Below are 13,595 nucleotides of genomic sequence, written 5' to 3' on the forward strand. Positions count from 1 at the left end.
AGACACCCTTGGGATACCACCCTTTGCGTATAGAGTCTCTAACTCGCAGCCGTGATCCGGCTGGAGGACCGTGTCAGGTGGGTAGTTTGACTGGGGCGGTCGCCTCCTAAACAGTAACGGAGGCGCCCAAAGGTTCCCTCAGAATGGTTGGAAATCATTCGAAGAGTGCAAAGGCAGAAGGGAGCTTGACTGCGAGACCTACAAGTCGAGCAGGGACGAAAGTCGGGCTTAGTGATCCGGTGGTTCCGCATGGAAGGGCCATCGCTCAACGGATAAAAGCTACCCTGGGGATAACAGGCTGATCTCCCCCAAGAGTCCACATCGACGGGGAGGTTTGGCACCTCGATGTCGGCTCATCGCATCCTGGGGCTGGAGTAGGTCCCAAGGGTTGGGCTGTTCGCCCATTAAAGCGGTACGCGAGCTGGGTTCAGAACGTCGTGAGACAGTTCGGTCCCTATCCGTCGTGGGCGCAGGAAATTTGAGGAGAGCTGTCCTTAGTACGAGAGGACCGGGATGGACGCACCGCTGGTGTACCAGTTGTTCCGCCAGGAGCATCGCTGGGTAGCTACGTGCGGACGGGATAAGTGCTGAAAGCATCTAAGCATGAAGCCCCCTCCGAGATGAGATTTCCCTTTGAGCAATCAAGAAAGACCCCTCAGAGACGATGAGGTAGATAGGTCATGGGTGGAAGCACGGCGACGTGTGGAGCTGAATGATACTAATCGGTCGAGGCTTTGATCTAGTCTAATGGTTTGTGTGAATTGATGAGTCTTCAGTTTTGAGAGAACAATCTCTCTATGTCTGGTGGCGATAGCGAAGCGGCCACACCCGTTCCCATGCCGAACACGGAAGTTAAGCGCTTCAGCGCCGAAAGTAGTTGGGGGTCTCCCCCTGTGAGGATAGGACGTTGCCAGGCCAACGCGAAAGACGATCGAGCATCCGCTCGGTCGTCTTTTTTCTGTTTAAAGCGGTGTCGCAGTTGCGACATCGCTTTTCGTTTGCCTTTTTTTGAATCAATGATAGAATATAGTCAAAAGTCAAAGATGGTCAGAGGGTGGTGGAGATGAGAAACATATCGGATGTAATCGAACAGTATTTAAAACAAGTGCTGAAGGAGAGCCAGGCCGAAGCAATCGAGATTAAACGGCAAGATATTGCCAAGCGTTTCGAATGTGTTCCGTCTCAAATCAACTACGTCATTAATACGCGCTTTACGGTCGAGAAGGGCTATCTTGTCGAAAGTAAGCGTGGGGGCGGGGGATATATTCGCATTCGCCGCGTAATTTTACATGAAAAGCAAGACGTGTTGGTCAGCTTGATGGATATTTTACAAGACCATCCTCGTCTTTCCGAACAGCTTGTCGAGAACATCTTGATTCGCTTATTTGAAGAAGGGATGTTGAGTGAGCGGGAAGTGCGCTTGTTGTATCATTTATTGTCTGATGAAGCGCTTGGGTTACACGCTGACGATCGTCACTTGATTCGAAGACAACAGTTACTCGCATTAATGAAGTTACTTAGTTACCATTGACCGACGGAGGCATAAAGAGATGTTATGCGAACGATGCAAACGGCGACCTGCCATCAATGAGATCCAAGTAGTCGAGAACGGGATACCGGTGACGAGACGACTATGTCGTCAATGTACAGTTGAACTGATGGCAGGTTACGTACCAGCTGTGAAACGGTGCCCGGGCTGTCAATTGACACAAACTGAATTAGCTCATCTTCGAAAAGCGGGCTGTACCACTTGTTATACCGTCTTTCGCGAAGAATTGATTAAAATCACACGTCAGTATCAACAAGGCCATGATGAACATGTAGGTTCGATGCCAGATGCGTTACGGACTCCCGACGAGCGAATCGAAGAGCGACTTGCAAAGTTAGCAGGGGAGTTGGAACGAGCCGTCGAACAAGAAGATTATGAACGCGCAGCCAGGCTGAAAAAAGAGATCAATCAATTGAAAGGGCGAGGTGAGGCGTGATGGAGTCTTATCTTAAACATCCACTTGGTCCTAAAATGAGAGAGCGAGCCAAGTTAGATGATTTGGTCATCTCGACTCGCATTCGTCTAGCGCGCAATTTAAAAGACACCGTCTTTTCTCCTGTATTATCGGAGGAAGGACAGCAACAACTTTGTGAACGGATTGAAGCGTCACTTGGAGGATTGCAAGGTTTTGAGTATTTGCATATGGGTGCTTATGATCAGGTGACCCGACAAGCGCTCGTTGAAAAGCATTTGATTAGCCCTACGATTGCCGCGAAAGAACAAAGTGCCGTCTTTTTAAGTGATGATGAGACGATCAGCGTACTCATCAATGAAGAAGACCATTTACGAATTCAAACTCTACTCCCAGGTTATCAAGTAGAAGAGGCTTTCGAACTGGCAAGACGTGTCGATGCTCTCTGTGGGGAGTCCCTTCCTTACGCATTTGATGAACAGCTAGGTTATTTGACAACATGTCCGAGTAATATCGGGACGGGTTTACGAGCCTCGGTGATGCTTCATCTGCCAGGATTGACGTTGACCGGACGGATAACTCCTATTCTAAAAGAACTTCGGAAGCTCGGATATACGATTCGGGGACGTTACGGGGAAGGCAGTGATGCGGCGGGGCGACTGTTCCAATTATCGAACCAACGCACGTTAGGGAGCCATGAAACCCAACTGTTAACCGACTTCATGGAGATTACGGAACAAGTCATTCAGGCAGAGCGACAAGCCCGCGAAGAGTTATTGGCTCGCAACCAGGACGAGTTAGAAGATCAGTTTTATCGCTCGTATGGGATTTTACGCTATGCAAAACTGCTATCGTCAACAGAAGCTGTCGAACGCCTATCCGATCTTCACTTGGCGAGTGACCTGGGTATTTTATCGGATTGGAGTCCACCTCAGTTTCACGAATTGATTGTAAAGCTTCAATCAGGTTTCCTACAAAAGCATTTCGGGAAAACATTATCTACGAAAGAACGAGATCGCGAACGTGCGACGCTCGTTCGTCGAACGTTAGATCATGGGTTAGTTTGATCCAACTTTAAGGAGGTTTTGTCAATGATGTTTGGTCGATTTACAGAACGAGCTCAGCGCGTATTAGCTTTAGCACAAGAGGAAGCAGTACGGCTTGGCCATCATAATATCGGTACGGAGCACATTTTACTCGGACTTGTTCGCGAGGGAGAAGGGATTGCCGCTAAGGCACTGTTCGCTCTCGGACTTACGTCTGAAAAGATTCAGCAAGAAGTGGAGGCACTCATCGGACGAGGTTCAGAAAACGGATCGACGATTCACTATACGCCACGTGCGAAAAAAGTGATTGAGCTATCGATGGATGAAGCACGGAAACTTGGTCACTCTTATGTCGGGACTGAACACATTCTCCTCGGCGTCATTCGTGAAGGAGAAGGGGTGGCAGCCCGAGTCTTGAACAACCTTGGGATCAGCTTGACGAAGGCGCGTCAGCAAGTGCTCCAGCTCTTAGGAAACACTGAGTCGTCAGCTAATGCATCACAACCAGGTACAAGTGCTGCTACACCGACGCTTGACGGCTTAGCTCGTGACTTGACACAGCAAGCGCGAGAATCCCGTCTTGATCCGGTCATCGGTCGCTCAGGCGAAATTCAACGTGTCATCGAAGTGTTATCACGCCGGACGAAAAACAACCCGGTCCTCATCGGGGAACCAGGGGTCGGGAAGACGGCAGTCGTCGAAGGACTCGCCCAACAGATCATCAACAATGAAGTACCGGAAACACTTCGGAATAAGCGCGTCATGGTGCTCGATATGGGTACACTCGTCGCTGGAACGAAGTACCGCGGTGAATTTGAAGATCGTTTGAAAAAAGTGATGGATGAGATTCGCCAAGCTGGGAACGTCATTCTTTTCATTGACGAGTTGCATACGTTAATTGGTGCTGGGGGTGCAGAAGGCGCCATCGATGCATCGAATATCTTGAAACCGTCACTCGCACGTGGCGAACTTCAATGTATCGGTGCGACGACACTCGATGAGTATCGTAAATATATCGAAAAGGATGCCGCGCTCGAACGTCGCTTCCAACCAATTCAAGTCAATGAACCGACGACGGATGAGGCAGAACAAATTCTCTTCGGGTTACGTGACCGTTACGAAGCGCACCATCGCGTCACAATCACAGATGAAGCGATTCATGAGGCCGTTGTTCTCTCGGACCGCTACATCTCGGACCGCTTCCTTCCAGATAAAGCGATCGACCTCGTCGATGAGGCTGCTTCGAAAGTAAGACTTCGCTCATTCACGGCACCGCCGAACTTGAAAGAACTCGAGGCTCGTCTTGAGTCGATTCGCAAAGAAAAAGATTCGGCTGTACAGAGTCAAGAGTTCGAGAAGGCTGCCTCACTACGCGATACCGAACAGAAACTTCGAGATGAACTCGAACAGCTCAAATCGGAATGGCAGAATAAGCAAGGGAACGAAAAACTCGAAGTAACGAAAGAAGACATCGCGCAAGTCGTCGCCAACTGGACAGGAGTACCTGTGACGAAGATTGCTGAAGAAGAGACAGACCGTCTCCTCAAACTCGAATCAATTCTCCACGGCCGAGTCATCGGTCAAGATGAAGCCGTTAAATCGATTTCGCGGGCGATTCGCCGAGCACGTGCTGGATTGAAAGATCCGAAACGTCCGATTGGTTCGTTCGTCTTCCTCGGACCAACTGGTGTCGGGAAAACCGAGCTGGCTCGTGCTGTAGCTGAAGCGTTGTTCGGTGACGAAGACGCCATCATCCGAATCGACATGTCGGAGTACATGGAGAAACACGCGACGAGTCGTCTCGTTGGATCGCCTCCAGGTTACGTCGGTTATGAAGAGGGCGGTCAATTGACAGAGAAAGTTCGCCGCAAACCATATTCGGTCATCTTGCTTGATGAGATTGAAAAGGCTCACCCTGAAGTGTTCAACATCTTGCTCCAAGTGCTCGATGACGGTCGCTTGACCGACTCGAAAGGGCGTACGGTCGACTTCCGGAACACGGTCATCATCATGACGTCAAACGTCGGTGCGGCAGCGCTCAAACGGAACAAGTACGTCGGGTTCACGGTTGAAGATGACGTGAAGCGTGAATATACGGAAATGAAAGATAAAGTTATGGAAGAGTTGAAGAAGGCGTTCCGTCCTGAGTTCTTGAACCGGATTGACGAAATCACCGTCTTCCACTCGCTCCAAAAAGAACACATCCAAGAAATCGTCAAACTTATGGCCGAGACACTTACAAAACGTCTCGGGGAACAAGGGATTGATTTCAGCTTGACGGAATCGGCGCTCGAGAAAATCGCCGAAGTCGGGTACGATCCGGAATACGGGGCTCGTCCACTCCGCCGTGCGCTCCAGCGTGAGGTTGAGGACCGACTCTCAGAAGCGATGCTCAGTGGCAGCATCACAAAAGGCAGCAAAGTGGCGCTCGATGTACAAGATGGCGAATTCGTCGTCCGTAATGAAGGTGTCGTTCAGTAACTACAAGGCTCCCTCTCTCGTGTGAGGGGGCTTTTTTAGACGGAAAGGAACATCATGGCAAAAATTAAAACGAAGTACGTATGTCAGTCATGCGGATACGAATCCGCAAAATGGATGGGACGTTGCCCAGGTTGTAACGAGTGGAATACGCTCGTCGAAGAATTTGTCGAAGAGAAAAAGGCGAAGCGGGGGGCCGCATTCGTCCATAGCTCCTCGAGACAGTTGAAGCCAGAACGTCTGTCGGACGTCGTATCGCAAGAAGAGACGCGCGTCCATACGAATAGTCAAGAGTTTGACCGTGTGCTTGGGGGCGGGATTGTCCCGGGCTCGCTCGTCCTCGTCGGTGGGGACCCGGGAATCGGGAAGTCGACGATTCTGCTTCAAGTGAGTGCCCATTTGGCACATAGTGGACGGAAAGTGCTCTATATTTCCGGGGAAGAATCGCTCAAACAGACGAAACTCCGAGCCGAACGGCTCGGTCTGCCGACTGAAGACTTATATGTCCTCGCAGAGACGGACATGTTGATGATTGAACGAGTCATCGATGAAGAAGAACCGGGGTTCGTCATCATCGACTCGATTCAAACCGTTTATATGGATGAAATTCAATCAGCGCCAGGTAGTGTCGCTCAAGTCCGAGAATGTACAGCGGCGCTCATGAAAATCGCTAAAACGCGAGGAGTGGCCGTCTTTATCGTCGGTCACGTGACGAAACAAGGTTCGATTGCCGGTCCTCGTCTGCTCGAGCACATGGTGGATGCGGTCCTTTACTTCGAAGGGGAGCGTCACCATACATTCCGAATTTTACGGGCCGTCAAAAATCGGTTCGGTTCGACGAACGAGATTGGCATCTTTGAAATGAAAGAAGGCGGGCTCGAAGAAGTGCTCAATCCGTCTGAAATCTTCCTGGAAGAACGAACTGCTGGCGTCTCGGGCTCCACCGTCGTCGCATCGATGGAAGGGACGCGGACCGTGCTCGTCGAGTTACAGGCGCTCATCTCGCCGACCTCGTTCGGGAACCCGCGCCGGATGGCGACCGGGATTGACCAGAACCGGGTCGCCCTTCTCATGGCTGTGCTCGAGAAGCGTTCGGGTCTCTTGCTCCAAACGCAAGACGCTTATTTGAAGGCGGCCGGGGGCGTTAAATTGGACGAACCGGCCATCGACTTGGCCATTTGTATTTCGATCGCATCAAGCTTCCGGGACCGTCCGACCCGTCCGACGGATGTATGTATCGGCGAAGTCGGATTGACCGGTGAGGTACGGCGGGTGTCACGGATTGAGCAACGTGTCGCTGAAGCGGCCAAGCTTGGTTTCACCCGGGCCATCATTCCGAAAAACAACCTCGGGGGCTGGACAGCCCCGCCTGGTATCGATGTCGTCGGTGTCAGTACTGTCGATGAAGCGCTCCAACTCGCTATCCCGTTCTGACGGGGCGCTTCCGGCAGTTTTTAACGCTTTGTAACGAACGCTTTCAAAAGAACCGTGTTACAATGAAAGTGTTAATTTCTTGAAATTTTAATTCATAATGAAGGAGGTGGAATGAGTGAAGATTGCTGTACGAATCGGATTTATATTGATCGGACTCGTCGTCGGTTGGTTTGGAATTATCGAAGCGATGTTGCTATTAGGCGACCTTGGTGTGAGTGTACCGGCTTGGTTGACGATTCCTTACGTTGCTAGTTTGATTGGTGGACTTATCTTCTTCATTCTTAGTTTGTTCTTGACCGATGGGGTCGTTAAATTTATCCGTTTTATCGAAGAACGGCTTGTCCGTTTGCCGGTCGGCGATATTTTGTTTGGCTCGATCGGATTGATTATTGGTTTGTTGATCGCCTTTTTGATCAGCGTCTCGTTAGAAGTGACGAATATCTTCTTGCTCAGCAAGATTGTGCCGATTTTTGTGACCGCTCTGTTCGGTTACTTCGGCTTTGCCGTCGGTTACCGGAAGCGGAATGAATGGATTAAACTGTTCGTCAAAAGTGAACGAGAGAAGCCGGCCGCGGAACCATTGCGCCGCTCTAACGATAAAATTTTGGATACGAGCGTCATCATCGATGGTCGAATCGCTGATATCTCGAAGACCGGTTTCATCGAAGGGACACTCATCGTGCCGCAGTTCGTCATCGGTGAGCTTCAATATATTGCGGACTCGTCGGATACGCTGAAGCGTAACCGGGGCCGTCGCGGTCTTGATATTTTAAAAGAGTTACAAGACAACGATCGGATCGAAGTGGAAATCTATGATGGGGATTTTGAAGACGTCGCCGAAGTGGATATCAAATTGATCAAGTTGGCCGAATTGAAAAAAGGCATCGTCGTCACGAACGACTACAACTTGAACAAAGTGTGTGAAGTTCGGAACGTCCCAGTATTGAACATTAACGATTTGGCCAACTCGGTCAAACAGATCGTCATTCCAGGAGAAGAGATGGTCGTGACGGTCATTAAAGAAGGAAAAGAACAAAATCAAGGTGTCGCCTATCTCGAAGATGGCACGATGGTCGTCGTTGAAGGTGGGCGCAAGCTGATCTCGAAGACGTTACCCGTTGTCGTCACGAGCGTGCTTCAGACGTCGGCTGGCCGCATGATTTTTGCTCGTCCTGAATAAATAAGTGGAAAAAGAGACGCATCGGCGCTCTCTTTTTTCGCGAAAAGGGGTGAATGGAATGGTACGCTATACGGTTGTCATTCCGGCCGCAGGAAAAGGAAAGCGGATGGGAGCCGATGAGAATAAGTTGATGCTGACGCTGCAAGGAAAACCGATTATCGTCTGGACCGTGTCAGCGTTCGCGAGAGATGCATGGTGCGCGCGCATCGTGCTCGCGGTGCGTCCTGAGGAGCAAGCGTGGTTCGAGCAGCAGTTGCGTCATGTCCAAACCCCGATTACATATGTGACGGGTGGGGAAGAACGACAACAGAGCGTTCGAGCCGGATTGCAAGTCGTCAATCCCGAAGATGTCGTCTTGATTCATGACGGGGCACGGCCATTTGTGCGCCTTGACCAACTTCATGCCATCGCCGAAGCGGCCAAGACGGCAGGGGCGATTCTCGCTGTTCCGGTCAAAGATACGGTGAAACAAGTGACGGACGGACACATCACGCAGACGGTGCCGCGTGAGGCACTATGGTTGGCGCAGACGCCCCAAGCGTTTCCGGCAGGCGCCATTCAAGCCGCCCATGAGCGGGCAGAAGCTGCTCGTTTTATCGGGACGGATGATGCCAGTCTATTCGAATGGACCGGGCAACGGGTGATGATTATCCCGGGGGATTACCACAACATTAAAATGACGACCCCGGAAGATTTATTATTTGGTGAAGCGATTTTAACGAAGGAGGACTATCGATGAGAATCGGACAAGGATTTGATGTACATGCGTTCGCCGAAGGGCGTCCGCTCATTTTAGGGGGAATCGAGATTCCACACGACCGCGGCCTGCTTGGCCACTCGGATGCGGACGTCTTGTTGCATACGATTGCCGATGCAGCGCTCGGAGCGATTGCGGCGGGGGATATCGGCAAGCATTTCCCGGATACGGACCCGGAATTTAAGGACGCGGACTCGAAAGTGTTGTTGCAGCACGTCTGGCAACTCGTCAAAGCGGAAGGCTATGTGCTCGGCAACGTCGATGCGACAGTGATGGCGGAGCGGCCAAAGCTTCGCACGTACATCGACGATATGCGAGCGGTCATCGCCGAGTTGCTCGAGGCAGACATCAGCCAAGTGAACGTCAAAGCGACGACGACTGAAAAGCTAGGCTTCACCGGACGTGAAGAAGGAATTGCCGCCCAGGCGGTCATCCTGCTCAACCGCGCTTGACAAAAGTGGTATACTATTTGGGCAGAAGAGAAGAAAGGTGGAAATATTATGAGTGAAGTGCGCGTACGCTATGCGCCGAGTCCGACGGGTCACCTTCATATTGGGAACGCCCGGACCGCGCTATTTAACTATTTGTATGCTCGCCATGCCGGCGGGAAGATGATTCTCCGAATCGAGGACACGGACCAAAAGCGGAACGTGGAAAACGGTGTCGAGAGTCAGATGAAGTATTTGGAATGGCTCGGAATCGATTGGGATGAAGGTCCAGGTCGCGGCGGCGATCATGGTCCTTACTTCCAAATGGAACGACTCGACCTTTACAATAAATACGTGAACGAGTTGATGGACAACGGACTCGCCTATAAATGCTATATGACGTCTGAAGAACTCGAGGCGGAGCGTGAGGCTCAAATCGCACGCGGCGAGGCACCGCGGTATTCGGGTGCACATCGTAACTTGAGCGACGAAGAGCAAGCTGCGTTCGAAGCCGAAGGACGTAAACCGTCGATTCGGATTCGTGTACCAGAGTCGGTCACATACAAGTGGACCGATGTCGTCAAAGGCGACGTCTCGTTCGAGTCGAAAGACTTCGGCGACTGGGTCATCGTCAAACAGGACGGCATCCCGACGTACAACTTCGCTGTCGTCGTCGACGATCACTTGATGAAAATCAGCCACGTCTTGCGCGGGGATGATCATATCGCCAACACACCGAAACAGATGATGGTCTATGACGCACTCGGTTGGGACTATCCGGCGTTTGGTCATATGACATTGATTTATAACGAGAACCATAAGAAGTTATCGAAGCGTGATGAGTCGATCATTCAGTTTATCGAGCAGTACGCTGATCTCGGATACCTTCCAGGGGCACTCTTTAACTTCATCTCGCTCCTCGGTTGGTCGCCGGTCGGAGAAGAGGAGATCTTCACGAAAGAAGCGTTCATCGAGATGTTTGATGCGGGTCGTTTGTCGAAGAGCCCGGCCGTCTTTGACCAACAGAAGCTTGCTTGGATCAACAGCGTCTATATGAAACAGGCTTCGCTTGACGAAGTGGTGGCACTCAGTTTACCATTCTTACAAGAAGCAGGACGTTTACCGAACGCCTTGTCGATGGAACAAGCCGATTGGGCGACAGCGTTGATCGCCCTCTATAAAGAACAAATGACACACGGTGCTGAAATCGTGACGTTGACGGACCTGTTCTTTAAAGACGAGGTCGAATACGACGAAGAGGCCAATGCGGTCCTCGCTGGAGAAACGGTACCGGCTGTCCTCGCCGAATTCAAGGCTCAACTTGAAGCAATCGAAGACTTCACACCGGAAGCCGTCAAAGCAGCGACGAAAGCGACACAAAAGGCGACTGGCCAAAAAGGAAAGAACTTGTTCATGCCGATCCGGGTCGCGACGACCGGGCAGACGCACGGACCAGAGCTTCCGAACGCCATTTCACTAATTGGCAAAGAGCGTGTCTTGGCACGTCTCACAACATTATTAGCTTAAAGGCAACGATGAGGAAAGTAAGCGGTATGACACTTAACAGAGACTAGAACCTAGGCTGGAAGTTCTAGAAGCGTCCCCCGTCGAAGTGCACCTCGGAGCCGTTCCGGCGATACGTAGTCGGGACCGCGACTCGGCGTTAACGAGACATGAGAGGGGAACTTTCCCAAACAGAGTGGAACCGCGCTTACGGCGTCTCTGTGCCTTGGCACAGGGGCGTCTTTGTTTTTGATATGGAAAAGGAGAACAATTATGGGATTTTGGAAAAGTGTGAGCGCCGATATACGAAACGTGCTCGAACTCGACCCGGCCGCAAGATCAAAAATAGAGGTCGTCTTGACCTATCCAGGGTTACACGCCCTGTGGGCACATCGAATCGCGCACGGTCTATGGACGCGCAAAGTCAAGTTAATGGCGAAGTTAATCGCGCAGACGAGCCGTTGGTTGACGGGAATTGAGATTCATCCCGGTGCGGTCATCGGTGAACGTCTCTTTATCGATCACGGGTTTGGCATCGTCATTGGTGAGACGGCGATTATCGGTAACAATGTAACGATTTATCAGGGCGTGACGCTCGGCGGAACGGGAAAAGAGAAAGGGAAACGTCACCCGACGATCGGGAATGATGTCCTCATCTCTGCCGGGGCGAAAGTGCTCGGCAATATCACGATTGGCGATTGCGTCAAAATCGGGGCGAGTTCTGTCGTTTTAAAAGACGTCCCATCCGACTCGACGGTCGTCGGGATTCCAGGCCGGGTCGTCATCCGGAACGGCGAACGGGTTAAGCAGCATGATCTCGATCACCGCTTCCCCGACCCGGACCGCGAGTGCCAAGAGCGGCTGGAACGTGCCGTCGCTCAGCTAGAAGACAAACTTGCTTCATTAGAGAAACGGATGGAGGAGAATACACATGATTCAGTTTTACAACAGCCTCACGAATAAAAAAGAGCCGTTTGTACCAATCGTACCTGGGAAAGTGTCGATGTATGTATGTGGACCGACCGTTTACAATTACATTCACGTCGGCAATGCTCGTCCAGCGATTGCCTTTGATACGGTCCGCCGCTACTTGACGTATCGAGGCTATGACGTCAAATACGTCCTCAACTTTACAGATGTCGACGATAAAATCATTCGGACCGCCAATGAGCTCGGAGAAGACGTCGGTACGTTGACGAATCGGTATATCGACGCGTATTTGGCAGATACGGGTGCCTTGAACGTATTGCCGGCGGACGTCCATCCACGTGTCACGGACACGATGGAAGAGATTATCACATTCATCCGCGAACTCGAGACGCAAGACTTTGCGTATGAAGCAGGCGGGGACGTCTATTTCCGGACGCGTAAGTTTGAGACGTATGGAAAATTGAGCCAGCAGTCGATTGAAGATTTGCGCGCGGGATCACGTGTCGACGTCGGGGAAAAGAAAGAAGACCCGCTCGATTTCGTCTTGTGGAAAGCCGCGAAACCAGGTGAGCCGGCATGGGAGAGTCCATGGGGACAAGGTCGTCCAGGCTGGCACATCGAGTGTTCAGCGATGGCGAAAAAACACCTTGGCACGACGATCGACATTCACGCCGGGGGCCATGACTTGAAGTTCCCGCACCACGAGAACGAGATTGCCCAATCGGAGGCGTGCAACCATACGAAGTTCGCCAACTATTGGCTGCATAACGGATTCATCAATATCGAGAACGAGAAGATGTCCAAATCGCTCGGCAACTTCCTACTCGTCCATGAGGCGTTGAAAGAAGTCGATGCGATGGTGCTCCGCTTCTTCATGTTGTCGGTCCATTATCGCCATCCGATCAACTACAGTCGTGAGTTGATTGAACAAGCGGCGAACGGATGGGATCGCATCAAGGAAGCATACCAAAACGTCGCGTACCGCCTGTCGGTCACAGCTGGTCTTGAAGAACCGAGTGAAGCGATGGAACGCAAGCTCGCGACAATTAAAACCACGTTCATCGAAGCGATGGATGATGATATTAATACGGCGAACGCGGTGACGGTCTTATTCGACTTGGCGCGTGAAGCCAATATCTACGCAAAGGCGGACCACGTCTCGAAAACGACGTTGGAACACGTGATCGCTCTGTTCGAAGAGTTGACGGGCGTGCTCGGTTTAACGATTGCGAACGAAGTGGAACTGCTTGACGCGGAAATCGATCAATTGATTCAAGAGCGGAACACGGCCCGGGCGGAGCGAAACTTCGCGCGTGCCGATGAGATTCGTGACCTCTTGAAAGACCAGAACATTCAACTCGAAGATACGGCCCAAGGGGTGCGGTGGAAGCGGTTATGAAGCAACAGGCTCCTCAACTGAACGCTCTCGCCCTCGCCTATATGGGGGACGCCGTCTATGAGATGGCGGTACGCAAACGACTGCTCGGACAAGGGATGACGAAGCCGAACGATCTTCACCGCGGCGCCATCCGCTACGTAAATGCGGGCGCCCAGGCTGGGGTCGTGACCCACTGGCTCGAGACAGGCGTCTTGAGCGAAGATGAAACGGCCATCGTCCGCCGCGGGAAGAACGCGAAATCTGGTTCAATCCCAAAGCGGACAGATGTTCATACGTATCGCTACTCGACCGCGTTCGAAGCATTGATTGGTTACACATATCTAATGGAAAGAAGGGATCGTCTTGAAGAACTCATCGAACAAGCGTTCACATGGCTCGAAACCGAGTCATTCGAAACGACATGACGGAGCAAGGGAGCAACGCTCATTCGATCGTCCACGCGGCGAACGGAATGACCGCCCACGTGGTGAACGGAACGA

12 protein-coding genes, 2 rRNA genes and 1 other annotated feature (1 of these 15 cut by a window edge) are annotated in these 13,595 nt (G+C 51.6%); all 14 genes read left to right on the forward strand.

Going from position 1 to position 13,595, the window contains the following annotated elements:
- A 23S ribosomal RNA gene (locus tag ACZ2GZ_RS00475) occupies nt 1–742 on the forward strand (it extends 2,172 nt beyond the left edge of the window).
- 58 nt (nt 743–800) lie between these two features.
- Nucleotides 801–916: ribosomal RNA gene (gene rrf, locus ACZ2GZ_RS00480) — 5S ribosomal RNA — on the forward strand.
- A gap of 147 nt (nt 917–1,063) precedes the next feature.
- Complete coding sequence (locus ACZ2GZ_RS00485) at nt 1,064–1,531, forward strand: CtsR family transcriptional regulator (RefSeq protein ID WP_021066575.1); 468 nt, start codon at nt 1,064–1,066, stop codon at nt 1,529–1,531.
- A gap of 19 nt (nt 1,532–1,550) precedes the next feature.
- A complete protein-coding gene (locus tag ACZ2GZ_RS00490) occupies nt 1,551–1,985 on the forward strand; it encodes a UvrB/UvrC motif-containing protein (protein WP_029594416.1) in 435 nt (144 codons plus the stop codon).
- Entirely contained in the window at nt 1,985–3,028 is a 1,044-nt protein-coding gene (locus tag ACZ2GZ_RS00495; RefSeq protein WP_021066577.1) for a protein arginine kinase, read from the forward strand. Before ACZ2GZ_RS00490 ends, ACZ2GZ_RS00495 begins: the two co-directional genes overlap by 1 nt.
- Before the next feature lie 24 nt (nt 3,029–3,052).
- Nucleotides 3,053–5,488: an ATP-dependent protease ATP-binding subunit ClpC gene (gene clpC / locus ACZ2GZ_RS00500; RefSeq protein WP_029594418.1), complete on the forward strand. Its 2,436-nt coding sequence runs from the start codon at nt 3,053–3,055 to the stop codon at nt 5,486–5,488.
- Nucleotides 5,489–5,542: 54 nt separating this feature from the next.
- Nucleotides 5,543–6,919: a DNA repair protein RadA gene (radA, locus tag ACZ2GZ_RS00505; RefSeq protein WP_021066579.1), complete on the forward strand. Its 1,377-nt coding sequence runs from the start codon at nt 5,543–5,545 to the stop codon at nt 6,917–6,919.
- A 115-nt stretch (nt 6,920–7,034) separates the two neighbouring features.
- Nucleotides 7,035–8,099, forward strand: coding sequence for a PIN/TRAM domain-containing protein (locus ACZ2GZ_RS00510; RefSeq protein WP_021066580.1), 1,065 nt, complete (start codon nt 7,035–7,037; stop codon nt 8,097–8,099).
- Between the two features lie 58 nt (nt 8,100–8,157).
- Nucleotides 8,158–8,838 (forward strand): 2-C-methyl-D-erythritol 4-phosphate cytidylyltransferase, encoded by a 681-nt coding sequence (gene ispD, locus ACZ2GZ_RS00515; protein ID WP_029594420.1) that lies wholly within the window; start codon nt 8,158–8,160, stop codon nt 8,836–8,838.
- Nucleotides 8,835–9,308 (forward strand): 2-C-methyl-D-erythritol 2,4-cyclodiphosphate synthase, encoded by a 474-nt coding sequence (ispF, locus tag ACZ2GZ_RS00520; RefSeq protein WP_021066582.1) that lies wholly within the window; start codon nt 8,835–8,837, stop codon nt 9,306–9,308. The genes ispD and ispF overlap by 4 nt, the downstream gene beginning before the upstream one ends.
- Before the next feature lie 45 nt (nt 9,309–9,353).
- Nucleotides 9,354–10,811, forward strand: coding sequence for a glutamate--tRNA ligase (gene gltX, locus ACZ2GZ_RS00525; RefSeq protein ID WP_214716280.1), 1,458 nt, complete (start codon nt 9,354–9,356; stop codon nt 10,809–10,811).
- Nucleotides 10,808–11,011 (forward strand) — a binding site (T-box leader). It overlaps the preceding gene by 4 nt.
- Before the next feature lie 49 nt (nt 11,012–11,060).
- Nucleotides 11,061–11,750: a serine O-acetyltransferase gene (gene cysE / locus ACZ2GZ_RS00530; RefSeq protein WP_021066584.1), complete on the forward strand. Its 690-nt coding sequence runs from the start codon at nt 11,061–11,063 to the stop codon at nt 11,748–11,750.
- Entirely contained in the window at nt 11,719–13,116 is a 1,398-nt protein-coding gene (gene cysS / locus ACZ2GZ_RS00535) for a cysteine--tRNA ligase (RefSeq protein WP_021066585.1), read from the forward strand. The genes cysE and cysS overlap by 32 nt, the downstream gene beginning before the upstream one ends.
- Nucleotides 13,113–13,520: a Mini-ribonuclease 3 gene (locus ACZ2GZ_RS00540; RefSeq protein WP_128124039.1), complete on the forward strand. Its 408-nt coding sequence runs from the start codon at nt 13,113–13,115 to the stop codon at nt 13,518–13,520. Before cysS ends, ACZ2GZ_RS00540 begins: the two co-directional genes overlap by 4 nt.
- Nucleotides 13,521–13,595: the final 75 nt, after the last annotated feature.

The organism is Exiguobacterium sp. KKT215 (assembly GCF_055635335.1).